Here is a 24,127-nt window from a genome sequence, read left to right as displayed (position 1 = left end):
TATTCCTTTGCTCCCAAACCTTCCAGCCGCACGAGTGAGTAATCTCTTGTGGTTGTTCGAACCGAAACGCTGCAGTCGCCATAAAAACGGAACGTACAAGTGAGTGACACAACAGGCGATGCCACAACGAACTGCAGCCGGTACCATAAAAATTGGCTTAAGCCAACGCTGCCTGAACAACATTAATGGTAATCAGGCGTTTTTACGTTAGTTTTGCGGCATTTAAATTTTAGGTATGCGACCTATCCAAATGGTGGATCTTAAAACACAGTATCAAAAGATTAAGACCGAAATTGACACTGCTGTTATCGATGTATTAGAAAGCACTGCATTTATAAATGGTAAACCGGTACAACAGTTTACAGATAATCTTGCAACATATCTGGATGTAAAACATGTTATTCCCTGTGCGAATGGTACAGATGCATTACAAATAGCGATGATGGCGCTTGATCTGCAGCCGGGTGACGAAGTGATCACACCTTCATTTACCTATATAGCCACTACAGAAGTGGTGGCGCTACTGAGGTTGAAGCCGGTTTTTGTAGAAGTAGATGCAAAAACTTTTTGCATGGATCCTGATGCGCTGCGTAAAGCCATCACACCAAAAACAAAAGCGATCGTGCCGGTACATTTGTACGGTCATGCAGCCAATATGGAGGCAATTATGCAAATTGCTGATGAACATCGTTTATATGTAATAGAAGACAATGCGCAGGCCATTGGTGCAGACTACACTTTTAGCGATGGCACAAAAAAGAAAACGGGTACAATAGGTACCATCGGTACCACGTCATTTTTTCCATCCAAAAACTTAGGCTGCTATGGCGATGGTGGCGCCATCTTTACCAATGATGATGCGCTTGCAGCAAAAATGAAAATGGTGGCCAATCACGGGCAAAGCAAAAGATATTACCACGATGTAGTAGGATGCAACTCCCGGTTAGATACCGTGCAGGCTGCCATACTCAATATCAAACTTCGTGAACTCGATAATTATATTGCGGCGCGCAGAGAAGCGGCAGATTATTATGACAATGCTTTTGCGAATCACCCAAAGATCACCACGCCTCATCGTGCAGCGTATAGCAGTCATGTGTTTCACCAATATACGCTGATATTGGACGACGTAAACAGGAATGGATTGAATGAGCACCTTGCTGCAAAGCAAATACCTTCCATGATCTATTACCCGGTACCAGGCCACAAACAAAAAATGTTTGATTCGTTTAACCTGCCAAATGTAGATTTATCAACCACAGACTGGCTTACAGAAAGGGTTATATCTCTGCCTATACATACAGAGCTCGACGAGGAGCAATTGACTTATATTACATCATCAGTGTTAGATTATATTAACCAGTAAAAACAACCAGGACATTATGAGTAAAAAACGTGTATTGATTACCGGCGCCGCCGGGTTTCTTGGCTCACACCTTTGTGACAGGTTTATAAAAGAAGGATTTCATGTTATTGGCATGGATAATCTTATTACAGGTGATCTCAGGAATATTGAACATCTTTTTCCCCGGGAAGATTTTGAGTTTTACCACCATGATGTGTCAAAATTTATCCATGTGCCCGGTGAGTTGCATTATATACTGCACTTTGCTTCCCCGGCAAGCCCGATTGATTATTTAAAGATCCCGATACAAACATTGAAAGTAGGCTCTCTTGGCACACACAACTGCCTTGGCCTTGCACGTGCAAAAAATGCAAGGATTCTTGTTGCTTCTACCAGCGAAGTGTACGGAGACCCGCTGGTACACCCGCAAACAGAAGAATACTGGGGCAATGTAAACCCGGTTGGTCCGCGTGGCGTGTACGATGAAGCAAAACGTTTCCAGGAAGCCATCACGATGGCTTACCATACTTTCCACGGTTTGGAAACACGCATTGTGCGCATCTTTAATACCTATGGTCCGCGCATGAGGCTCAACGATGGCCGTGCATTACCTGCATTTATCGGCCAGGCCTTGCGTGGTGAAGATCTTACTGTTTTTGGAGATGGCAGCCAGACGCGTTCTTTCTGTTATGTGGATGACCTCATAGATGGCATTTACCGTTTGCTGATGAGCGATTACGCCAAACCGGTAAACATCGGTAACCCTGTAGAGATTTCACTGAAAGACTTTGCAGAAGAAGTGTTGAAGTTAACAGGCTCATCAGTTAAGCTTACGTTTAAACCATTGCCCGTAGATGATCCGAAGCAGCGCCAGCCTGATATTACCAAAGCAAAAGAACTGCTTGGCTGGGAGCCCAAAGTAAGCCGTGCAGAAGGTTTGAAGGCTACATACGAGTATTTCAAATCGTTGCCAAAAGACGAACTGGTGAAACAGCCGAAAGAGTTTATCTCAAAGTAATGGTATGTACCCGGCTGTAGTACCTGTGGCATCGCCTGTTGCGTCGCACTCTTGTACTGTTGAAAATATATTGAGCAAGCGCGAAGATTGCAACGCAACTATAAAAGCTTTTTGGTGGTGTGAACAATACTGCTGATTTTATTTCCTGTATTTACCTGCAATTAATTAAATGTTATGATCGTTCAGCAACTGCTCGACAAAGAAACCAAACTGGCCGTAATTGGCCTGGGTTACGTTGGCTTACCTATTGCGCTGGCCTTTGCAAAAAAGATAAGTGTTATCGGTTTTGATCTCAATGCCGAAAGAGTAGGCATGCTAAACAATCAGCAGGATCCCAGTAAAGAGCTTGGCAAAGAAGCATTCGAAAATACAGACATCACGTTCACCAACGATCCCGACGTACTAAAACAGGCGTCGTTCTTTATTGCTGCCGTACCAACACCGGTAGACGACCATAATGTGCCGGATATTTCTTTGTTATTGAAAGCTTCCAAAACCCTCGGCAGCGTACTAAAGAAAGGCGATTATGTTGTGTTCGAATCTACCGTTTACCCGGGTTGTACAGAAGAAGATTGCGTACCGGTAATGGAAAAGATCAGCGGGCTTAAGTTTACCGAAGATTTTAAAGTCGGTTATTCACCTGAGCGCATCAATCCCGGCGACAAAGAACATACGCTCGAAAAAATAATCAAAGTAGTTGCCGGCTGCGACCAGGAATCGCTTGATAATATTGCGGCAGTTTATGATATGGTGGTAAGGGCGGGCACATACAAAGCCAGCTCCATCAAAGTAGCAGAAGCTGCAAAAGTTATTGAAAACACGCAACGCGATCTCAACATCGCGTTAATGAATGAACTTTCCATCATATTCGATAAAGTTGGCATCAACACTTACGAGGTACTCGAAGCCGCCGGTACAAAATGGAACTTCCTCAAATTTCAGCCTGGTTTGGTAGGCGGTCATTGCATTGGTGTAGATCCTTACTATCTTACCTACAAAGCATCAGAACTGGGCTTCAATTCAAGGGTAATTACAGCAGGCAGGTATGTAAATGACACCATGGGTAATTACATTTCCAAAAAAGTGATCCAGCATATCATCCAGCACAGCGGCAATGTAAAAGAATCCAAAGTACTGATCATGGGTGCAACGTTTAAAGAAAACGTCAGTGACATACGTAATTCCAAGGTGGCAGATATTGTAAACGTACTGCGGTCATACTATCTTAATGTGCACATCGTAGATCCTCATGCATCTTCTGATGAACTGCAACACGAATATGGTTTTGCTCTTACAAGAGAAATGGACAATGATTACGATGTGGTCATTATTGCCGTACCACATACCGCTTACAGGCTGCTGGATGAAAACTATTTTCAGTCCATTACAAAAAAACATGCGCTCGTAGCAGACCTGAAAGGTTTATACAGGAACAAAATTGCTAACCGTTATTACTGGAGTCTGTAAATGGAAAAACCTGTTATACTCGTTTCCGGGAAGAACGGACAACTGGGCAGCGAGCTGCAAAATATTGCTGCCGCCTACCCGCAATACGAGTTCGTTTTTTTTGACCGCACCTCCATGGATATTGCAAACGAAACACAACTTGCCCGCATCTTTCAGCAATATCAACCTTCTTACTTCATCAACACTGCGGCCTACACGGCTGTAGATAAAGCTGAAACTGAGCAGGAGCAGGCTTATAGCATCAACGCCGCAGCCACAGGCTATATAGCAACTGCATGTAAAACGGCCGGCGCAAAGCTGATCCATATTTCCACCGACTATGTTTTTAATGGTACCGGCTCGCAGCCATACAAAGAAGATGATGCAACAGATCCTGTAAATTATTACGGCTACACAAAACAGGTGGGTGAGCAACTTGCGCTGCACAACAATCCCGAAACAGTTATCATTCGTACATCATGGGTTTATAGTGTGTATGGCAACAACTTTGTAAAAACAATGCTGCGCCTTATGAAAGACCGCGCAGATATCAATGTGGTGGCAGACCAGTATGGTACGCCCACTTACGCAAAAGATCTTGCGGAAGCTATCATGCAGATCATAACACACCCGCATTTTGAGCCCGGTATTTTTCATTTCAGCAACAGCGGCGAAATTAACTGGCACAATTTTGCCACAGCAATAAAAGACGCCAAACATTTTGCCTGCAATGTGCATGCAATACCTGCCACACAATATCCGACTCCGGCAAAAAGGCCAGCCTATTCTGTAATGAGTAAAGAGAAAATTCAGCGCGTTTATGGCATAGCGTTACAACCCTGGCAGGAAAGTCTTGCTATTTGCCTCTCGCAATTATAATTTTTTGGAGCCCGGCAATAGAATAAGGATGAAGCTTTTGTTGCGTCGCACTCTTGTACTGCAATGCGTGTTGCAGCAATCCTCACGGTCTCACTGCTTAAGCAATCATTTATCTATTGACCGCAACACCAATTAAATTGCGCATTCTCATCTGCTCTTACTGTAGAGCAAGCAACAGAAAACGCAACGAAAAGATGCCATGAAAATTTGCTGTACAAGTGAGTGACACAAGGGACGATGCCATAAAAAACGACCGCACGCTAACAAAAGAAATCAATAAGTTTGTGCTGCCTGCTCAGCAAAATCCAGCAACAGTATGAAAAGAATTTACTCGTTTTTTTTAATGATCACTGGCTGGTTTTCAGCCACCGCGCAGGAAGGCAGTGAGCGCTATAAAGACACGGTTTTTACATCGGTTGACAAGCTTACTGTTACCTATGGCAGCAATACAAATTACAGTGGTACCCAACAAAATCTCGAAGCAGATATTTATGCCCCGGCTGGTGATTCCGTTTTGCAAAGACCAATGATCGTGTATATGCACGGTGGTGGTTTCAGGGCAGGCAGGCGGTTTGATACTGCCTGCGTGGAATTGTGTAAAAAGCTGGCGCGGCGCGGTTATGTAACTGCATCCTTAGATTACAGGGTTGGTATGGCAGATGCAACAACAGCGGAACAGTCTGCAGCCGTTATACGTGCAGTACAGGATTTAAATGCATTTATACGCTATGCAAAATCAACTGCGGATTCATTGCATATTGATACGGCAAAAATATTTATCAGCGGTTCTTCGGCCGGTGGCATTGCGGTGCTTACCAAAGCTTATATCAAGCTTGATTCCACGGCTGCTGTGTTTGGTATAAAAAACATGAACGACCTCGAAGGTACCACGAATGAATTGCCCTTCACATCATCTGTTGCCGGTGTGTTTTCTATGTGGGGTGCTTTATACAACATTGATTGGCTGCAAAAAAATGACATACCTGTTGGTTGTGTTCATTCCCGGGGCGATTCTACCATTCCGTTTGTATCTGGTTATAACAGGCAAAACCGTTCATTGCTGTTGTATGGCAGCAAGCCAATAACAGAGCGTGCAGATAGTTTGGGCATACCCACCTTTTTGCATGCCTACGATTCCTACAAGCATGACCTTGGCTTAAAAGTGGCCCCGTATAAAGACACCACCGCACAACTGATGGCTGATTTTTTTTACAGGTTATTGCAACCTGGAGTGAAAGATGCGCCGGCACCGGTCAACAATCCGTCTGCACAGGCATATGTAGCACCTGCCATCACGCAAAGATTTTCCCAGCAAAAACAAACCAGGTAATATGGGCTTGAAGGTAGGATTGACAGGTGGCATCGGCAGTGGTAAAAGCACGGTGGCCAGGATTTTTAAAACACTGGGTGTACCGGTATTTGATGCAGATGCCGCGGCAAAAAAAGTGATGAATGAAGATGTAGCATTGAAACAGCAGGTGACTGCATTGTTTGGCGAAGAGGCATACATTAAAAATGAACTGAACAGGAAATATATTGCTTCTGTTGTTTTCAACGATTCGTTTAAACTTGAACAGTTAAATGCGATCGTTCATCCTGCCACCATTGCGGCAGGTGAGGCCTGGATGAACAAACAAACCACTCCCTACACTTTAAAAGAAGCGGCTATATTTTTTGAATCAGGCTCCGCCGCCGGTCTCGATTACATGATAGGCGTTTTTGCTCCGCAGCACCTGCGTATCCGGCGGGTGATGCAACGCGACAATATAACAAGAGAAGAGGTGCTCAGCAGGATGTCTAAACAAATTGATGAATTTTTGAAAATGAAGCTGTGCGATTTTGTGATATCCAATGATGAGCAATCTCTCCTTATTCCCCAGGTGCTAAATGTGCATGGGCAGTTGCTGGCCATAAAACAAAAACATGGAGAAAGTTAACCTGTCAGACAAATTTGCATTATTCAAAGACCACTGGTCTCCCAAAATCGTGGGCGAGCTTAATGGCCAGCAGGTAAAGCTGGTAAAATTCAAAGGGCCGTTTGTCTGGCATCATCATGAACATGAAGATGAGTTGTTTCTTGTTGTAAAAGGGCAATTTATAATGGAGCTGAAAGACAAACACGTGCAAATAAACGAAGGCGAGTTTTTTATTGTGCCACGGGGTGTCACGCACCGGCCCAATGCCAGGGAGGAAGTGTGGGTAATGCTTTTTGAGCCTGCTGCAACTTTGAATACGGGCAATGAAATAAATGATCTTACCAAAACTGCACTTGACAACATATGAAAAAAGGGCGCATTTTACTAATTGTGATCATTTCAGTATTTGCAATGCTGTATGCGTTTGCATATCTGTTTGTCATTCCCAATGCTGCTGAAGCATCCATGCCACACAAATGGAAATATGTTTTCGCCGATTTAAAACAGCGCGAATATCATGTATACCTTGGCAGTACTGCAGCGGGTGAGGCGGAACAGGCATTCACAGACAACTGGGTTGTGAACAACGGTAACTATACATATTACCTGGACATACATTACGATAAGGATACCATTGCAGACCGGATAAACATGCGCTATACGTTCAAAAATTTCCTTTTTAGTAAAGAAGGTGAAATAACCACCGCCAGGCCTTAAAACAAAGGAAGCTACCTGGAAATCCTGTAGCACCACCTTTTCAGCTTTCCTTCAAAATCGAATGGTGTAGTGGCCCTGGTTATATCTTTTACGGCAGATGCATGTATGCTTGCCTCGTTTATCAGGAACTTTGTATAATTGGTACTGAAATAAACGGTGCCGTCTTTGCTGATGGCGTGTAATACGTCATTGAGTAATTCCACATGGTCCCGCTGGATATCCAGGAAATCTTTCATGCGTTTGCTGTTACTGAATGTCGGCGGATCCATTATTACAAGATCGTAACTATCCGGTTGTAAGGTTTTGAGCCACTGCTTTACATCTGCATGAACAAATGCATATTTTGTCTTGTCTTTAAACCTGTTTATAATAAAATTATCTTCTGCCCACTGCAGGTATGTTTTTGAAAGATCAACCGACGTAACTGTTGCTGCACCGCCGGCAGCCGCATAAACCGAAAAGGAACCGGTATAACAAAAAAGATTCAATACCCTTTTGCCGGCGCATTGCTCTCTTACCATTTGTCGTGTAATGCGGTGATCCAGGAATAAGCCGGTGTCAAGATAATCCGTAAGGTTAACCAAAAACTTTAAACCACTTTCTTCAACAGTGAAAAAATCCTTCCGGGCATCTAGCTTTTCATATTGGTCCTCGGTGCGGTGACTCATTTTTCTACGCTGACGCACATAAACTTTTGTAACAGGTACATCCAGGAGTTTACTTATAACAGCAATGCATGCATCAAGCCAGCTATCATGTTCTTCGTCTGTCATGCCGTGCCTGCGCAGGTATTCGGCCAGGTAAATCTTGTCTTCGTATAATTCTATGCAGAATGGAAATTCCGGAAGATCATGATCATAAACCCGGTAACAACCGATGTTTTGCCTTTTCGCCAGTTTGCTTTTGTGCTTATACACCTTCTGCAGACGGTTTTCAAACATGGTTAATTTATCATTGCTATGCAGTTCATTGCTCATGCGGCTTTTTTTCTAAGCGCAATATTAGTAGATAAATGGAAGAAGTCTTTTTGTATTGTTGATGTAGTTTTTATACGCTTCGCCAAACTGCGCAAGTAATGCCTTTTCTTCTGTGCTCATGCGAATGACGAACACACTAAAGACCGGAATAAAAATGATCAAAAGGCTGTACCAATTATTGAACGTTATACCCAGCCCCAGGAATGCAAGCAGTACGCCTGTATAAGACGGATGTCTTACATGCTTATACAAACCTGACTGCATCAATTGATGTTCCTGCCTTATAGTTACATCTACCGTAAAATATTTGCCTAATTGCTTTATAGCTATAATACGAAGCAAAATGCCTGCAATCATCAGCGCCATGCCAACATACGAAAAGTTATTTAGCAGTACAATTGGCTGGTATGTGATAAATGAAACGTATACACCCAACGTAACTGCTATTGCTATAACGATCCATAAATAGCGTTCGGTATTACTATCAACTTTTTGGTTGTCACCCTTGCCGGAACGTACCAGCCTGTTGAGTAATATTTCTGCTGTAAGCCATATGCCGGAGATGATGTAAAACAGGTTCATGCCATGAATTTAAGAAGCTAAAAAATATACCAGCTTTACCAATCAAGCACAATAAAAAGCCGCAAGTGTATTCAACCACTTGCGGCCTGATGAATAAACGTCTACTTACCCAACAACGAAAACAATTCCTTATCCATCTGCGGCATTACCGCACAGGTATTATCAAAGTGCATGGTAGAAGTATTGGTTGCACTATACGCCGGCCATTGTGGTAAACCTTTGTGGTTTGGATTACCGTTGCGTGCAAAGCTGATCCATGCGCCACTTACTTTTTCTGCCAACGCATATGCTTCTTTTGTTCCGCCGGTCATTTCTTCGCAGCGCTGTATGTTATTAAATGCAAAAGGCAGTTCCATACAGTGCATCGCCTTATACTTCCCGTCTAAAACAGGCGACTGCCAGGTAAACAAATACATGTAAACCGGTGCAGCGTTCAAAGAAGATTTTTCATTGGCCTGCATTACCGCGCCGGGGCGAAAAGTAACGTCAACATCCATCAGGTCTGACGGCCTTGTATCGTTTGGATATGCTTTTTTTACTGCTGCTATATAAGCATCCGCTTTATCGCCCTGCTGTTTCTTTATTGCTTCCATTACTTTATCAAGCGGCGCACTGCTCATGCCTGTAAACAAAGACGGCATAAACTCGTTCTTTACCGTGCCGATCATCAGCGGCACATCTTTGGATAGCTCAAATGCTTCTTTCGAAAAAAGCTGGTAGGGCAGGTCCGCGCCATCGCGGCTCGGCCCCCAGCTTAAGCCAAAACCTGGTATGGTTTTGCCTTCAGCCTTCATTTTATCTGCAATGGTGCGCAGCGCTTTTCTTCCTGCATCACTCAGTTGCGCAAAAGGTACTTTTTGTATGCTGTCAATATTTGATGGGTCGATGTTCAGGTTTTTCAGCACCTCTGCGGTAATGGCCTGCGTGGTTGCTTTTTCAAGCATTTCCATCCTGAAAGATCCGCTCTGGTTGATTGCTTTGTGAAACAATCCTTTCGCAGATGGCATTGCCATTAGCGTATTTACTTTTGCGCCGCCACCGGATTGCCCGAAGATGGTAACATTACTTACATCACCACCAAAATTGCTGATATTGGTTTTAACCCACTCCAGCGCTGCTTTAATATCCAGTATGCTGTTGTTTGCAGAATGTTTGTATTTGTCACCATATGCAGAAAGATCTAAAAAGCCCAGTATGTTTAAACGATGGTTGATCGATACAACTACCACATCGCCTTTTTTTGCCAGTGCTTCTCCATCGTAGGAAGGTAGTTCCTGGCTGGAGCCTGCGGTATAACCGCCACCATGTATCCAGAATAGAACGGGCCTTTTTTTGCCGTCATTTATGCCCGGTGTCCACACATTGATGCGCATGCAGTCTTCACTCGTATAACCCCAGTCGTGGTGAAACATAAATTCACTTTCGTCCTGCACGGTTGTAGTAGGTGTTTCGAGCGGCGCCACAGGGCCATACGTCATAGTACTGCGCACACCCTGCCATTGTCTGGGTTTTTGTGCTGCCTCAAAACGTTTGGCTTCCGCATATGGAATGCCTTTGTAGGTATAAATACCGTTGTGTACATAGCCCCGCACTTTTCCCGCGTCGGTAGCAGTTACGGCAACATTTTCGCCGGTTTGTAATTGCGCAGATGCTGATAAAGAAAGAAGGGATGCCACCAGCAGGCAAGTCGTTATTTGTTTCATATGTCAGTGAGTTTTGCAGGTAAGAAATTACTTAAATATAAACTCTTTAAAACCCGTGGAAAAAAGTTGAGATAAAATCGTCTTTTTTGTATACACCCCGGCAAATATCAGCGACGGAATTTTTTGGCTTAATGCGTTTAATTTACGGAATGAATTTTTTTGGGGCCCGGCTGCATTGCTACTATGATGCATCGTTGCGTCGCACACTTGTACGGCTGTGCAAAATTCGGCAAGGTGCTGCCTTGCTCATAAAAGATATGCAGTACAAGTGTGCGACGCAACAGCAGTTGATACATGCGTTGCAGTTGGGTACCAAAAAATAAAACCCGCAATGATGATTGCGGGCTTTACAATTATAGCAGGGTCTCTATTCTTTTGCAACAGGCAGCGCAGCGCCAACACGATAGATGATGCCTTCGGCAGAGGTGGCGTATAGTTCACCTGCTTCGTCTTCTGCGTAACTGGTAATAGCCGGCGGAATATTGAGTTGTTCAAAAATATTGAAGGTGCCACCGGCCGCTGTTCTTATCTTCCATGCTTTGTTTTGAATATAGTCTGAACAGATATAATAGCCTCTCAGCATGGGATAGTTTTTGCCGCGGTAAACAAACCCCCCGATGATTGCCTGCTCGCCGTTTGAATCGGGCGGATTTTCAAAAACAGGGAAAGTGTAACCGGCAGAGTCGGCACAACCTTGTTGTACAAATGTTACCGAACCTTCATAACATGGCCAGCCAAAATTCTTAAACCCAACCTGGTTGCGGGGAACAAAATTGATTTCATCCCATTGTTCACCGCCATCATCTGCTATCCATATATTCATTGTCTGCTTGTCAAAACTCCACCGCCACGCATTTCTGAGACCCATCATAAATATTTCCCGTTTTACCGTGGTGCTGCCGGCAAAAGGATTATCGGGTGGTATTGTGTAATATGGCGCAGTAATGCCATTTCTAACATTTATACGCAGCATTTTTCCGAAAAGTGTTGTGCTATCCTGCGCTGCTCTTACGGTCCGGTTGAGAAAACTGCCATCGCTTACCGTCAGGTACAGATTTCCATCGCGGCCAAACTGCATTTCGCCCAAGTGTGAAAAAGTAGTAACGGTGTCTTTGAGCGAAAGCACTTCAACCCTGGAGTTGAGTATAACAGAATCTGGATTTGTTTTACTTACCTGGTAGCGTGCAAGAATGGTGTTGTTTGCTTTGTCATAATAGTACACAAAGAATGCACGGGTTCTTTTAAAGTCCGGGGGAAACGCAACACTCCATAGCCCTTTATATTCACCTACAGCAACAAGATTTGCAATATCAAGAAATGGTTTTGGTTGTACCTGTCCGTCTTTTAAAATTTTTATTTTGCCGGTCTGCTCTACAATAAACAGCCTGCCGGTAGAATCATTTGCAGACTTCATGTTCAGCGGCAATTCGAGTCCTGCCGCAACGCTGGTAAAAGTAAGCTCAGGTTGTGCAGATAAATTATTCAGAAAAAAACTGTACAACATAACAATACAGAAAAGCAGGTTTTGCTTTTTGAAAAAGGTAATTTTCATTGCAGTCAGAGTTTTAAATGTTGGCCGGATTAATTGGCAGAAACGATAAGTGTAAAAATAACTTTATTCAATTCTGGGTTTTAAGCAACAGGTTTATATTATCATTAATTTGAATAAAAAAATACTTAATATGTGAGTGGTGATTTACCTGGAGTACATGATATTGATTGAGCTACTCACCGTGTAGTCAGATGAGATGGTCAGTTCGTCCTTTTTATTGCCGAAAAGAATTTCCAGCTTTGCTGTGTTTGGCGGAAACTCCCCGAGGTTGTGCGCATGAAATACCAGGGTATTATTACCGGAAGGTTGCACAGGTATTTTTATAACAAATGCTCTCGACGTAAGGGATAGCTGGTCTATCACCACTTTATCGTTGTAAACAACAGAAACAACATCTCCATCAACCACGCCATTATCATACACACGAATTGTTATGGAATCAGTGTCTACGGGGATTGTTCTTACCACGTTCACTTTTCTTTCAGCGTAGCCTTTTGGCAGTGCGGTAATTGAATCCTTCAACACCGGTTTAGCCACCACAGGTTTAGTTTGCATCACAACTGCCTGCGTATCTTTTTTGATGCTTGTTTGGGCTACATCTGCAGGTATTATTTTGTTTGGCACTGTTGGCTTTATTGTAAGTGAAGATTGCCTGTAAACGTTGATTTTTGCTGTCACCGGTAACACCGGTTGTTTAGGTTTGTTGCTCCTGATAAGTTCGGTTGTAACAGGCGTCAACATTGTTCGTTGAATACTAACTTCTTCAGGCCCGGGGTCATTTACTTTTGGCTTCATTTCAACTACAGCAACCGCAGCAGTTGCCTGTACGTTTTTTAGCGGTCGTTCGATTTTCAGCAATGCATACAAAGAATCCTGGTCCTTGTCATTAAACTGGTCAATTTCTTTTGAGAACTCACTTACTCCTTTGCATTGCGGGTAACACTCGTCTACAGTTCCTTTTATGTAAAACCTGTTTTCCTGCAGTCCAAAAGTCATTTTGGGTGGTTTGCAGTTTACACAACTCAGCAGCCATTTGCTTCCCGGCGAGTTACGTACATAAAAGACTTTGGTTGATTTGATGGTAACATAATCGCCAAAAAATTCACCGGTAAAGCGCGCATCATACCGTATGGTGGTATCGTATGGTTCCATCGTGCTCAGGTAGCCCTCGAACTTATTGCCTTTTATTTCCACTACTCTCAGGGTTAGGGAGAAATACTGTGCCTCATCGCTGCCGGGCAGGTAAGACTTGCCTTTCCAGGTGCCCATCAGCCATGCGTTATTTTGCGCTTTGGAAAAAATACCAACTGAGAGAAACAGAAAAAGGATAAATATTGGACGATACAGTGAAGCCATAAACGTAATTCCGGTAATTGCCTTACTAAACGTTTATGCATCGCAATCATTGCGGCAGATATGCATTTTTTATTAACATGAACCGGTTATGATATGTCTTTGTGCTTTATCATAGATACAAATTATTTCCACCACGTTGAAGCAGGCAATTGCCTGGTAAAATATACTGGCTCGCCTATCATTGGCGTGGTGATCTGTGTGGCAATATTTTGGTGAGCTGCAAGCAATCGTTCTATAGGTTCATTCCACGGGTGTAAAGACAAGGAGAATTTAGCCCAGTGTACAGGTAACAGCACCCGTGTGTTCAGATCTTTGGCAGCCTGTGCAACTTCTTCCGGCATCATATGAATATAAGGCCAGTCTTTCCCGTATTGGCCGCATTCCAGTATGGCAAGATCGAACGAGCCCCACTTTTCTCCAATCTGCTTAAAGTGGCTGTCATATCCGGAATCACCACCAAGATAAATTGTATAATTGTTGATCTCAAGTATAAAGGACGACCACAAGGTTTTTCCGCGGGTAAACTTTCTGCCGGAAAAGTGCCTGGATGGAGCAGCCGTTAACTTAATGTTCCCGGTTATATTCAGCGTATCCCACCAATCGAACTCTGTGATTTTGGTTGCTGCAATACCCCAGAATTTTAAGTGTGCGGCTACCCCGAGAGATGTATAAATATGTTTCACTTTTGGCTGCAGTTTTATCACAGCATGATAGTCTAGATGATCAAAATGATCATGTGTGATAACCAGTATATCAATGGCCGGCATATCGTGTGGCTTGTATATATCAGCACCGTTGAAAGCTTTTACAGACATTGAAAACGGTGATGCATAACCGCTGAAAACGGGATCTACAAGTATTGTGGTGCCTTTGTGTTTTATTAAATAAGAAGAATGTCCAAACCATACAACTACGGGCTCTTCATCACTGAGGTTTGCCAGGTCTGTTTTTACAGAAGGAATGGTCTGTTGAGGCGTTGTGTCTTTGGGTTTGTTGAGAAATTCTATCATCATTTTTGGGTAGGAGGCACCCTTTCTTATTTCGTCTGTCAGTGACAGATTCTTAAAAACACCATCCCGGAAATTAAGCGACGCATTGATCTTTGCCTCCAGTTTTGCATCAGGTGTTTTACCAAAGATTTTCCGCTGCATGAACAGGTATACGCCAAGAAAAATAATGAACAGGATTGAGAAGAATACTAACATGTTATAAGATTACAATAAAAAAGCACGATGGCAAAATTATGCATCGTGCTGGTTATATAAGATTACGCTTCGGTCTTCGCGTTTGTTCAATAAAGATTCAACAGTACAAGAGTGCGACGCAAGTAAAGCTCAATGGCTGTACCAATGCCGGGTACATTATTTTAACCCTTTTTTCTGAAAGCCTTGTACGCATTGATCAAACCGTTGGTCGATGAATCATGAGAACTGATACCTGTTTCATCTTCAAGTTCCGGTAGAATTTTATTGGCCAGTTGTTTGCCAAGTTCTACGCCCCATTGATCGAAACTAAAAATATTCCAGATAACACCCTGTACAAATATTTTGTGCTCGTACAAGGCAATCATGCTGCCCAATGATTCCGGGGTTATTTCTTTCAATAAAAAAGAATTGGTTGGCCTGTTGCCTTCAAAAACTTTAAATGGCAGCAGTTTTTTAATGGCTTCTTTCGATTTACCGGCATTGGTCAATTCTTCCCTTACCTCTTCTTCACTTTTGCCCGCCATCAGCGCTTCTGTCTGTGCAAAGAAATTGCTTAGCAATTTCGGGTGATGATCACCAATAGGGTTGTGGCTTATAGCGGGAGCAATAAAGTCGCACGGAATAAGCACGGTGCCCTGGTGTATCAACTGGTAAAAAGCGTGCTGGCCGTTGGTGCCGGGCTCGCCCCAGATTACCGGGCCGGTCTGGTAAGTGGTGTCATTCCCATTCCTGTCAACATACTTGCCATTGCTTTCCATATTGCCCTGCTGAAAATAGGCGGCAAAGCGATGCATGTACTGATCATATGGCAGTATAGCTTCTGTTTGCGCACGGAAAAAGTTTGTGTACCAAACACCCAGCAGCGCCATGATTACAGGAATATTTTTATCAAACTTTTCTGTGCGGAAATGCTCATCTACTGCATGGGCACCTTTCAATAATTGTTCAAAATGATCATAACCAATGGTGAGGGCAATAGACAAACCGATAGCGCTCCACAAAGAATAACGACCACCAACCCAATCCCAGAATTCAAACATATTCTGCGGGTCAATGCCAAACTTTGTAACCTCTTTTTCATTGGTGCTGAGTGCCGCAAAATGTTTGGCCACATGCGCCTCATCTTTTGCATGTTGTATAAACCATGCACGTGCAGAATGCGCATTGGTCATGGTTTCCTGCGTGGTAAACGTTTTAGATGCAACCAGGAATAGTGTTTCATCGGGCGTAACTTTTTTTAGCGTTTCCACAATATGGGTACCATCTACATTGCTTACAAAGTATGTTTGAATGCCTTCCACCCAATACGGTTTCAGCGCCTCGGTTACCATGAAAGGGCCAAGATCGCTGCCGCCAATGCCGATATTTACAATGTATTTTATGGGCTTGCCGGTATAGCCTTTCCAGGAGCCACTGTGTACAGATTCGCAGAATGTCTTCATCTGTGCCAGTACTTTGCGCACGGCGGGCATTACATCTGTACCGTCGCTCAGCACAGGCTTGTCGCCCATGTTTCGCAAAGCGGTGTGCAATACGGCACGCCCTTCTGTTTCGTTGATCTTTTCACCGGTGAACATTGCTTCAATAGCATCTTTCACGTTGCATTCTTCTGCCAGCAGTTGCAGTAGTTGTAATGTTTTAGCGGTAACAATATTTTTGGAATAATCAAACAAAATGTCATTGAAGCGAACAGAAAATCTTGAGAACCTTTCGGTGTCTGCATCAAAGAGGCTTTTGATTTTCAGGCGCTGCATTTCTTCCTGGAAGTGTCGCTTCAATAACAGCCAGGCCTGTGTAGTAGTTGGATTAACTTTTGGAAACATAGATTCGGTTAATTGTTTAATTTACCCGTTATATAACTTGAATGGTTATTATGGTTAAACCGGCTGTACTGCATCCATGCAACTGCTGTTGCGTCGCACACTTGTACTGTATATCATTATTCAGCAGCTCCGGACACTTTCTTCTTAATGCTTTTTTTTGCTTTTTGTAACCCTATAAGCGTTCAATTACCTGTATCACTTCTTCTATCATCTCTTTGCTTATGTCGAGGTGTGTAACAAGGCGCACCTGTGTGCCTGCAATAGCGATACTGAGAATACCATTTTCCTGCAATGTTGCTACCAGTTCTTTTGGGGTAAACCTGCCTTTAACTTCAAAAATTACAATGTTGGTTTCTACGGGCAGCATTTCGCCTGTAAAGTCTTTCTTCACCAGCGCTTCGCCAAGCTGTTGTGCATACCGGTGATCTTCTTCCAGTCTTTCAATATTGTTGTCCAGCGCATATATACCGGCCGCCGCAAGATAGCCCGCCTGCCGCATGCCACCGCCAAAAATTTTTCTTATTCTCCTGGCTTTGCGTATAAAGTCTTTGTTGCCTGCCAGTACACTGCCCACCGGTGTGCCAAGGCCTTTACTCAGGCATACCGAAATGCTGTCGAAGACTTCTCCATATGCAGCAGGTTGCTCTTGGTTTGCCACAACGGCATTAAATATGCGGGCCCCGTCAAGGTGCAGTTTCAGCTTATGTTCCTGGCATACCTGTTTTATGTTGTGAAATTCCGCAAAGTCGTAACATGCGCCACCGCCCCGGTTGGCTGTATTTTCCAATGAAACCAGCGAGGTATATGCTTTGTGCACATCAGAGGGGTTGTTGATGGCCTGGGCAACCATACTGGCGGTAATTCTGCCCCTGTCGCCATTTAACAGTTTTACAGAACAACCCGCATTAAAACCAATGCCACCACCTTCATACTGGTAAATATGCGAGAGCTGGTCACAGATTATTTCGTCTCCCGGTTGTGTGTGGCATTTGATGGCAATTTGATTCGTCATGGTACCGCTGGGGCAAAACAAACCTGCTTCCATACCAAACGTATCTGCAACCCTGGCTTCCAGCCTGTTTATTGTTTCATCCTCGCCAAATACATCATCACCCACGGAAGCGTGCATCATTGCTTCGAGCATACCTGGCGAAGGACGCGTTACTGTATCAGATCTCAAATCAATCATGCCTGCGAAGATAAGTTTGCATGTTGATGTTTTTTGATGGAATATCTTTAAATAGCGGCTGTTTTTGGGTTACTTTTTAGATAATATGGTATGTATTTGGCAGGTCATTGACAAAGTAGCGCGACAGAGCCGGGGTGCAGCGTAATGTACATGTGTACAAGAGTGCGACGCAACAGGAGATCAACAGAGATTCTGTTGCCGGGTACCAAAATAAATTTTAGCACATATGCGTTAGTAAAAAATTACCATAACAGGGTAGTTTTTACGCAATTGTCACTAAAATCACCTTAAACTGTTGTACCTTTGCAAACATTTTCCTTATATTACGGAAATTTAAGTGTCAAACGCAACTTTATCCCGGCAACAATAGTCTTATCATTGTTTTAAAATAGTAATCGTTTAACATGAGGCAACTCAAAATCGCTACACAGATCACCAACCGTGATTCGCAGGCAGTAGAAAAGTATCTCCAGGAAATTTCTAAAATTCCGATGATCACTCCCGAAGAGGAAACAACACTTGCACAGCGAATCAAGATGGGCGATCAAAGAGCGCTTGACAAATTGGTGCAGGCCAACTTACGTTTCGTGGTATCTGTGGCTAAGCAGTACCAGCACCAGGGCCTTTCACTTAGTGATCTCATCAACGAGGGAAATCTCGGCCTTATAAAGGCGGCACAACGCTTTGATGAAACAAAAGGGTTTAAATTCATTTCTTATGCTGTATGGTGGATTCGCCAGTCTATCTTACAGGCATTGGCAGAGCAGGGCCGACTGGTACGCCTGCCCCAAAACAAAATTGGCACTTACAACAAAGCGAACAAAGCCTATATGGCTTTTGAACAAGAGCATGAACGCGAACCTTCTACCGAAGAATTAGCCGACATTCTTGAAATGAGCGAAACTGAAATCAACAATATTTTCCAAAGCAACACAAGACACACATCCCTGGATGCACCAGTGCACGAAGCAGAAGATGTGGCTATGGGTGATCTGCTGGAAGGTAGCGATGATACAGATGATGATGTAATGAAAGATTCTTTGAGAGAAGAAATCAAACGTGTATTAAAGTCGCTTAGTCCGCGTGAAGCCGAGATTGTAAACGCGTATTTTGGTCTTGATGGTGAAAATGGTGTAACGATTGAACAAATCGGGATGAAGTACGATCTTACAAAAGAACGTATCCGCCAGATTAAAGAAAGAGCAATCAAACGTTTACAAAAGGCCCGTTACAGTAACGCATTGAAAGCCTATTTAGGATAACGGAAAACTTTACAACAAATTAAACCTCCTGCATTTTGCAGGAGGTTTTTTATTTGCAGCCCGCGGTACGCTTTGTTCAATGCATTTTGCACAGTCCGGATGCATTTTGTTGGGTGCGGGGCCGTTTTGTAGAATAATCTCAACTAAATTATTACATCATTCCCCACAAAGCGGTTTTTTAAAAACAACAAGAGACACCTTAGCCAGCCTTTGTTTTTATTGTTTTATGTAGCAACAGCAACTGTTTGAAGCGTTTTGGCATGTCTGAAATATATTTTGGATGAAACCGCCGGCGGGATGGCTTGCGATTTGTAATGCATACCCTGCATTGTTAATCTTATAAAAACATTTTTATGAAAAAGACTTTTTTACTGGCTATAGCAGCAGGTACCTTGTTTTTCGCATCTTGTGGCTCGGGAAATACTTCAGGTGAAGATCCGGTAGATAGCGCAAAAGACGTTAATGACATGAAGGATACTTCTTCAATGAGTTCTAATGAACCTATGAGTACTACACCTGTAGACAAAGATGCTGCAGATTTTGCGGTAGAAGCTGCAAGCGGCGGCATGATGGAAGTGGAGCTTGGCAAACTGGCCCAGGAGAAAGCTGCTGATCAGCGCGTTAAGGATTTTGGCGCAATGATGGTGAAAGACCATTCAGCTGCAAACGATAAACTGAAAGCAATTGCCACTGCAAAAAACATTACTCTTCCGGCAGAAATGGGTGATAAACACAAAAAACATGTGGAAGACCTTGCCAAAAAAACCGGCAAAGATTTCGATAAAGCTTACATGGATATGATGGTTGATGACCATGAAGAAGATGTAAAAAAATTCGAAGACGCTGCTGAAAAATGCAAAGATGCTGATTTGAAAGCTTTTGCTACAGAAACACTTCCAACACTTAGAACACACCTCGATGCTGCAAAAGCAATCGATGACAAAAAATAGTTTTGTGAGTATTTTAGTTAAGCCGGCCCACCAATGGCCGGCTTTTTCATGTAACAACTTTTTGTATCAACTTATTCCTGCTTCGTCGCATTATTTAACCACTCACCCTTTTAAATCTGCCGATTTCACTATTTTGGCTGTATGAAAGGACCCTGGTATAGCAAAAAGTCGGTAATTGTTTTGTGGCACATCCTTGGGTGGCTACTCATTTTCGCTTTACCATTTCTTATCAGAACAAATTCTTCTGATCAGCGTAAGCAACCGGACGAAGGGTTTCTCAATTTTTATATTGTATCCCGTTTTTTGTGGATTGGATTGTTTTACTTCAACGCGCATTACCTTTTTGCGAAATACGTTAATAAGAAGAGCTTTTGGATTTACATTATATCGCAGGTTGTATGTATCCTTTTCATTTCCGTACTGTCTCACTGGCTGTTCAATGCTTTTGTAAAAACTTCGCCCTACGATATTGCCAACTTTTTCGTGTACAACATCTTTACCTACTTTTTTATAATGGCTGCAAGTACTGCCTATGTACTTATTCTTGATAAGATAACAGCAGATAAACTAAAGCAACAAAGGGAGAATGAAAACCTGAAGACCGAATTGTCTTTTTTACGTTCGCAGGTAAGCCCGCACTTTATGTTCAACGTTTTAAACAACATGGTAGCGTTGGCGCGCAAACAGAGTGACCAGCTGGAGCCATCGTTGATAAAACTCTCATCACTTATGCGCTATATGCTGTACGAAACAGATGATGATAAAGTGTTGCTGGAAAAAGAAGTGGAATATGTAAAAAGCTATATCGATTTACAGCAATTACGTTTTGGAAAGAATGTAAAAATAAATGTTGAAATACAGGATGTACATGGCGGATACGAAATAGAGCCCATGTTGCTGATACCTTTTGTGGAAAATGCCTTTAAACACGGTACCGGCTTAATTGAAGCAGCCTGTATAGATATTGAACTAAGTATAAAAAATAATATTCTTTACTTTACGGTAAGAAACAAATACAACGAGCACAGCGAAGAAGTTAAAGACAAAACATCGGGCATTGGATTGAATAACGTAAAACGCCGGTTAAATTTGTTGTATGGAAGTAACCACAGTCTGTTGATCAACAAAAACGATAACTGGTTTACAGTTTCTGTACAATTAAACCTGCACTGATGCTTAAATGTATTGCCATAGACGATGAGCCCCTTGCACTCGAATTGCTGTCAGACAATATCAGCAAAGTACCTTTTCTTGAGCTGGTAGCAGAATGTTCTAACCCGCTGGAAGCACTCAGTGTATTACAGGCGCAAAAGATCGACCTCGTCTTCCTCGATATTCAAATGCCAGGTTTAACCGGTTTGCAGTTTATACAAAGCCTGGCCGAGAAACCCATGTTTATTTTGATTACGGCTTATGAAAAATACGCACTCGACGGCTATACACTCGATGTGCTTGACTATCTCGTAAAACCGGTATCACTCGAAAGGTTTATCAAAGCCTGCAATAAAGCAAAAGACCTGCACGATCTCAAGTTAAAGGGAATAAGCAATCCGGCCGGCCCAAAAGCTGACTACTTTTTTGTGAACGTAGATTACAAGCTGCTCAAGGTAGTGTTTAACGATATCTCGTGGATTGAAGGTTTGAAAGACTACATCAAAATTCACCTGAAAAATTCCGGGCGCCCTGTTATTACCCGTATGAGCATGAAATCTGTGGAAGAACAATTACCTGAAAAAGATTTTATCAGGGTACATAAATCTTATATCGTTTCAGTGAAGCATATTACCGCTGTTATGAAAAACAGTATATTTATCGACGATCTCGAATTGCCCGTTAGTGATAATTACCGCGATGCACTAACCGTTTTAACCGGACGAAATAATTAAAACCATACATAGATGAAACAATCAAAACTACTGTTTGCTATTGCAGCAATGGCACTTTCTGTTGGCTATTCCCACGCACAAACTGCAGACGAAATCATTGCCAAACACGTTGATGCAATCGGCGGCAAAGCTGTTCTAAGCCAGGTAAATACTATTGTAACCGAAGGAAACCTCGAGGTAATGGGTGGCAATAATCCCAGTAAAACATACCTGGTAAATGGCAAAGGCTATAAAAATGAAATCGACTTCAATGGCCAGAAAATTATGCAGTGTGTAACTGACAATGGCGGCTGGTCTTTGAACCCGATGATGAGCGGGCCTACCGCGCAACCGATGTCTGCAGAAGATGCCAGCGCAGAAAAAATGGCTATTTACGTGGGCGCTCCTTTATATGATTACGCAGCAAAAGGCTATAAAGCAGAGCTGTTGCCAAACGAAAAAGCAGGCGATAAAGATGCCTATAAGATCAAGCTTACAGGTTCAGGTACCGAAATGTTGCTCTGGCTCGATCCTTCAACATACTACATTATTAAAACAGAACGTAGCGTGGGTGGGCAGGTTACAACATCTGCCCTGTCAGACTACCGTAAAACAGACATTGGTTTTGTAATGCCTTTTGCCGCTGAAATTACGTTGCCACAAGGTTTTACGTTAAATACAACTGTTACGAAGGTTGATATTAATACCAATGTAGATGCAACCGTTTTCGATATGCCGAAATAAGCGTTAAATAAACTTTTTCATCAGCAGGTGTCGCTAATGGCATCTGCTTTTTTATTTATTTTGTTACCGGCAGCAGATCTTTGGGCATCGCCTGTTGCCACGCTCGGTTCATCGTTCCGTTAGTATGGCGGCTGTAGCGATCTGTAGACAAACGTGCATCAAAAAATGTAAACTGTAGTAAAAGAAATGAAGCAGAAACTAATAAAATATACATCACTGTTATTAAGTCTTACCGGTCTGTTTTCCTGCCAGACAAAAGCGCAATACGAAACTGCCGCAGGTAGCAAAAGCCTGTTGTGGGAAGTAACTGGTAAAGATTTAAAGAAGCCATCATACATTTTTGGCACCATGCACTTATTGTGCGCAAATGATGCAAAGCTCAGCACCAACCTGCAGGCTGTTATAACCGCGGCAGATGAAATTTATTTTGAAATAGACATGGACGATTTTGGTCAGCTGATGAGTGGGCTTGCAGCCGGCACAATGAAGCACGATACAACACTGCCACAACTATATACGCCAGATGAATACGAACGTATAAAGACATTCTTCGATAAACATGGTATGGGTATGCAACTGCAGTTACTGGGTAAAATGCAACCCATGCTTGTATCGGCATTGGTGTACCAGGCCATGTTGCCCTGCGCCCAGTCAGACGGTATGGAACTGAGCATTATGCAATTGGCCCATACCAAAAAGAAAGAAATAAAAGGACTGGAAACAGTGGCTTTCCAGGCATCAATAATGGAAAACATTCCTTACGAAAAGCAGGCAAAAGAATTGTTGCAGAGTATTGACAGTATAGAAACAGCCGCAAAAGAAACAGCAGAAATGATCAGGTTGTATAAAGAGCAGGATGTAGATAAGCTGCTGGAATTTAGCCTGAAAACTGATGGAGGCTCTACCAGCGAAATCCAGGATGTAATGATCGACAGCAGGAATAAAAACTGGGCCGGGAAGTTTGCTGCAATTACAAAAGATAAGCAATTATTGATAGCAGTGGGGGCGGGGCATCTTGGCGGCACAAACGGTTTGCTAAACCTGCTCAAAGAAATGGGCTACCAGGTACGGGCAATACAAAATTAAAAAACGGCTCGCCGCAGGCGAGCCGTTTTGTTTTAAAATCTTTCAAGACCAGAGAAGAAAAAGTTTCCCTCTATCACGGCGTTCTCATCGCTGTCGCTGCCGTGTACGGCATTCTCACCAACAGACGCTGCATATTTTTTCCTGATGGTACCTTCTGCTGCGTTTGCAGGGTTGGTAGCACCGATCAATGTTCTGAAATCGGCAACAGCATTTTCCTTTTCAAGAATGGCTGCTACTATCGGCCCGCTGCTCATAAATTCAACCAACTCTCCATAAAAAGGTCGTTCCTTGTGTATTTCGTAAAATTTACCAGCCTGTTCTGCGCTTAATTTTATCCATTTCATGGCTTTTATTGCAAAGCCTGCGTTTATAATCTGGTCTAAGATTGCACCTGTATAACCTTTGCCGGTAGCATCAGGTTTTATCATGGTAAAAGTTCTGTTACTCATCTCGGTTAAATTTTGGCGGCAAAAGTAAGCGGAACGGCTTAAATAAAAAGAAATTTTATGTTA

At 42.9% G+C, this 24,127-nt stretch carries 23 protein-coding genes; 14 read left to right on the top strand and 9 right to left on the bottom strand.

What is annotated here, in order from left to right:
- Positions 1-235: 235 nt before the first annotated feature.
- From I5907_RS18120 to I5907_RS18085, 8 genes are all read left to right on the top strand, one after another.
- The gene (locus I5907_RS18120) at positions 236-1,366 is read left to right on the top strand and encodes a DegT/DnrJ/EryC1/StrS family aminotransferase (protein WP_196992206.1); all 1,131 of its coding nucleotides are present in this window, start codon (positions 236-238) and stop codon (positions 1,364-1,366) included.
- 16 nt (positions 1,367-1,382) lie between these two features.
- Complete coding sequence (locus I5907_RS18115; protein WP_196992205.1) at positions 1,383-2,363, top strand: UDP-glucuronic acid decarboxylase family protein; 981 nt, start codon at positions 1,383-1,385, stop codon at positions 2,361-2,363.
- Positions 2,364-2,537: 174 nt separating this feature from the next.
- Positions 2,538-3,830: a nucleotide sugar dehydrogenase gene (locus tag I5907_RS18110; protein WP_231402158.1), complete on the top strand. Its 1,293-nt coding sequence runs from the start codon at positions 2,538-2,540 to the stop codon at positions 3,828-3,830.
- Positions 3,831-4,688, top strand: coding sequence for a dTDP-4-dehydrorhamnose reductase (rfbD, locus tag I5907_RS18105; protein WP_196992204.1), 858 nt, complete (start codon positions 3,831-3,833; stop codon positions 4,686-4,688).
- Between the two features lie 316 nt (positions 4,689-5,004).
- A complete protein-coding gene (locus tag I5907_RS18100; RefSeq protein WP_196992203.1) occupies positions 5,005-6,018 on the top strand; it encodes an alpha/beta hydrolase fold domain-containing protein in 1,014 nt (337 codons plus the stop codon).
- Between the two features lies 1 nt (position 6,019).
- A complete protein-coding gene (gene coaE, locus I5907_RS18095; protein ID WP_196992202.1) occupies positions 6,020-6,625 on the top strand; it encodes a dephospho-CoA kinase in 606 nt (201 codons plus the stop codon).
- On the top strand, positions 6,612-6,971 hold the full coding sequence (locus tag I5907_RS18090; protein WP_196992201.1) for a cupin domain-containing protein: 360 nt from the start codon (positions 6,612-6,614) through the stop codon (positions 6,969-6,971). The genes coaE and I5907_RS18090 overlap by 14 nt, the downstream gene beginning before the upstream one ends.
- Positions 6,968-7,321, top strand: coding sequence for a hypothetical protein (locus I5907_RS18085; RefSeq protein ID WP_196992200.1), 354 nt, complete (start codon positions 6,968-6,970; stop codon positions 7,319-7,321). Before I5907_RS18090 ends, I5907_RS18085 begins: the two co-directional genes overlap by 4 nt.
- An 11-nt stretch (positions 7,322-7,332) precedes the next feature.
- On the opposite strand, the gene I5907_RS18080 is transcribed toward I5907_RS18085, so the two are convergent.
- From I5907_RS18080 to I5907_RS18045, 8 genes are all read right to left on the bottom strand, one after another.
- The gene (locus I5907_RS18080) at positions 7,333-8,298 is read right to left on the bottom strand and encodes a class I SAM-dependent methyltransferase (protein ID WP_231402157.1); all 966 of its coding nucleotides are present in this window, start codon (positions 8,296-8,298) and stop codon (positions 7,333-7,335) included.
- Positions 8,299-8,322: 24 nt separating this feature from the next.
- Complete coding sequence (locus I5907_RS18075; RefSeq protein ID WP_196992199.1) at positions 8,323-8,880, bottom strand: methyltransferase family protein; 558 nt, start codon at positions 8,878-8,880, stop codon at positions 8,323-8,325.
- Between the two features lie 101 nt (positions 8,881-8,981).
- Positions 8,982-10,583, bottom strand: a complete 1,602-nt coding sequence (locus I5907_RS18070; RefSeq protein WP_196992198.1) for a carboxylesterase/lipase family protein — start codon at positions 10,581-10,583, stop codon at positions 8,982-8,984.
- A gap of 367 nt (positions 10,584-10,950) precedes the next feature.
- Entirely contained in the window at positions 10,951-12,135 is a 1,185-nt protein-coding gene (locus I5907_RS18065) for a PQQ-dependent sugar dehydrogenase (RefSeq protein WP_196992197.1), read from the bottom strand.
- 144 nt (positions 12,136-12,279) lie between these two features.
- On the bottom strand, positions 12,280-13,491 hold the full coding sequence (locus I5907_RS18060) for a hypothetical protein (protein ID WP_196992196.1): 1,212 nt from the start codon (positions 13,489-13,491) through the stop codon (positions 12,280-12,282).
- Between the two features lie 122 nt (positions 13,492-13,613).
- The gene (locus tag I5907_RS18055; protein ID WP_231402156.1) at positions 13,614-14,696 is read right to left on the bottom strand and encodes an MBL fold metallo-hydrolase; all 1,083 of its coding nucleotides are present in this window, start codon (positions 14,694-14,696) and stop codon (positions 13,614-13,616) included.
- A gap of 161 nt (positions 14,697-14,857) precedes the next feature.
- Positions 14,858-16,519: a glucose-6-phosphate isomerase gene (pgi, locus tag I5907_RS18050; protein ID WP_196992195.1), complete on the bottom strand. Its 1,662-nt coding sequence runs from the start codon at positions 16,517-16,519 to the stop codon at positions 14,858-14,860.
- Positions 16,520-16,691: 172 nt separating this feature from the next.
- Entirely contained in the window at positions 16,692-17,708 is a 1,017-nt protein-coding gene (locus I5907_RS18045) for a threonine aldolase family protein (protein WP_196992194.1), read from the bottom strand.
- A gap of 404 nt (positions 17,709-18,112) precedes the next feature.
- Here I5907_RS18045 and I5907_RS18040 point away from each other — a divergent pair, with 404 nt between their 5' ends.
- The 6 genes from I5907_RS18040 to I5907_RS18015 all read left to right on the top strand — a co-directional run bounded on the left by I5907_RS18040 (position 18,113) and on the right by I5907_RS18015 (position 23,615).
- Complete coding sequence (locus I5907_RS18040; RefSeq protein ID WP_147188503.1) at positions 18,113-18,970, top strand: sigma-70 family RNA polymerase sigma factor; 858 nt, start codon at positions 18,113-18,115, stop codon at positions 18,968-18,970.
- Positions 18,971-19,323: 353 nt separating this feature from the next.
- A complete protein-coding gene (locus I5907_RS18035) occupies positions 19,324-19,920 on the top strand; it encodes a DUF4142 domain-containing protein (RefSeq protein WP_196992193.1) in 597 nt (198 codons plus the stop codon).
- 141 nt (positions 19,921-20,061) lie between these two features.
- Entirely contained in the window at positions 20,062-21,093 is a 1,032-nt protein-coding gene (locus I5907_RS18030; protein ID WP_196992192.1) for a sensor histidine kinase, read from the top strand.
- Positions 21,093-21,806: a LytR/AlgR family response regulator transcription factor gene (locus I5907_RS18025; RefSeq protein ID WP_196992191.1), complete on the top strand. Its 714-nt coding sequence runs from the start codon at positions 21,093-21,095 to the stop codon at positions 21,804-21,806. Before I5907_RS18030 ends, I5907_RS18025 begins: the two co-directional genes overlap by 1 nt.
- Positions 21,807-21,818: 12 nt before the next feature.
- Positions 21,819-22,529: a hypothetical protein gene (locus I5907_RS18020; protein WP_196992190.1), complete on the top strand. Its 711-nt coding sequence runs from the start codon at positions 21,819-21,821 to the stop codon at positions 22,527-22,529.
- A 186-nt stretch (positions 22,530-22,715) separates the two neighbouring features.
- Positions 22,716-23,615, top strand: coding sequence for a TraB/GumN family protein (locus tag I5907_RS18015; RefSeq protein WP_196992189.1), 900 nt, complete (start codon positions 22,716-22,718; stop codon positions 23,613-23,615).
- A 32-nt stretch (positions 23,616-23,647) separates the two neighbouring features.
- On the opposite strand, the gene I5907_RS18010 is transcribed toward I5907_RS18015, so the two are convergent.
- Complete coding sequence (locus tag I5907_RS18010) at positions 23,648-24,064, bottom strand: nucleoside-diphosphate kinase (RefSeq protein WP_196992188.1); 417 nt, start codon at positions 24,062-24,064, stop codon at positions 23,648-23,650.
- Positions 24,065-24,127 lie beyond the last annotated feature (63 nt).

This window comes from Panacibacter microcysteis (assembly GCF_015831355.1).
Classification (GTDB): domain Bacteria; phylum Bacteroidota; class Bacteroidia; order Chitinophagales; family Chitinophagaceae; genus Panacibacter; species Panacibacter microcysteis.
This window is presented reverse-complemented; position numbering and strand designations above follow the sequence as displayed.

Coding starts and splice junctions, on each gene's coding strand:
- I5907_RS18065 (WP_196992197.1), bottom strand. CDS start 12,135: ATGAAAATTACCTTTTTCAAAAAGCAAAACCTGCTTTTCTGTATTGTT.
- I5907_RS18070 (WP_196992198.1), bottom strand. CDS start 10,583: ATGAAACAAATAACGACTTGCCTGCTGGTGGCATCCCTTCTTTCTTTA.
- I5907_RS18090 (WP_196992201.1), top strand. CDS start 6,612: ATGGAGAAAGTTAACCTGTCAGACAAATTTGCATTATTCAAAGACCAC.
- I5907_RS18030 (WP_196992192.1), top strand. CDS start 20,062: ATGAAAGGACCCTGGTATAGCAAAAAGTCGGTAATTGTTTTGTGGCAC.
- I5907_RS18080 (WP_231402157.1), bottom strand. CDS start 8,298: ATGAGCAATGAACTGCATAGCAATGATAAATTAACCATGTTTGAAAAC.
- rfbD (WP_196992204.1), top strand. CDS start 3,831: ATGGAAAAACCTGTTATACTCGTTTCCGGGAAGAACGGACAACTGGGC.
- I5907_RS18110 (WP_231402158.1), top strand. CDS start 2,538: ATGATCGTTCAGCAACTGCTCGACAAAGAAACCAAACTGGCCGTAATT.
- I5907_RS18040 (WP_147188503.1), top strand. CDS start 18,113: ATGAGGCAACTCAAAATCGCTACACAGATCACCAACCGTGATTCGCAG.
- I5907_RS18020 (WP_196992190.1), top strand. CDS start 21,819: ATGAAACAATCAAAACTACTGTTTGCTATTGCAGCAATGGCACTTTCT.
- I5907_RS18015 (WP_196992189.1), top strand. CDS start 22,716: ATGAAGCAGAAACTAATAAAATATACATCACTGTTATTAAGTCTTACC.
- I5907_RS18045 (WP_196992194.1), bottom strand. CDS start 17,708: ATGATTGATTTGAGATCTGATACAGTAACGCGTCCTTCGCCAGGTATG.
- I5907_RS18025 (WP_196992191.1), top strand. CDS start 21,093: ATGCTTAAATGTATTGCCATAGACGATGAGCCCCTTGCACTCGAATTG.
- coaE (WP_196992202.1), top strand. CDS start 6,020: ATGGGCTTGAAGGTAGGATTGACAGGTGGCATCGGCAGTGGTAAAAGC.
- I5907_RS18115 (WP_196992205.1), top strand. CDS start 1,383: ATGAGTAAAAAACGTGTATTGATTACCGGCGCCGCCGGGTTTCTTGGC.
- pgi (WP_196992195.1), bottom strand. CDS start 16,519: ATGTTTCCAAAAGTTAATCCAACTACTACACAGGCCTGGCTGTTATTG.
- I5907_RS18060 (WP_196992196.1), bottom strand. CDS start 13,491: ATGGCTTCACTGTATCGTCCAATATTTATCCTTTTTCTGTTTCTCTCA.
- I5907_RS18035 (WP_196992193.1), top strand. CDS start 19,324: ATGAAAAAGACTTTTTTACTGGCTATAGCAGCAGGTACCTTGTTTTTC.
- I5907_RS18075 (WP_196992199.1), bottom strand. CDS start 8,880: ATGAACCTGTTTTACATCATCTCCGGCATATGGCTTACAGCAGAAATA.
- I5907_RS18010 (WP_196992188.1), bottom strand. CDS start 24,064: ATGAGTAACAGAACTTTTACCATGATAAAACCTGATGCTACCGGCAAA.
- I5907_RS18055 (WP_231402156.1), bottom strand. CDS start 14,696: ATGTTAGTATTCTTCTCAATCCTGTTCATTATTTTTCTTGGCGTATAC.
- I5907_RS18100 (WP_196992203.1), top strand. CDS start 5,005: ATGAAAAGAATTTACTCGTTTTTTTTAATGATCACTGGCTGGTTTTCA.
- I5907_RS18120 (WP_196992206.1), top strand. CDS start 236: ATGCGACCTATCCAAATGGTGGATCTTAAAACACAGTATCAAAAGATT.
- I5907_RS18085 (WP_196992200.1), top strand. CDS start 6,968: ATGAAAAAAGGGCGCATTTTACTAATTGTGATCATTTCAGTATTTGCA.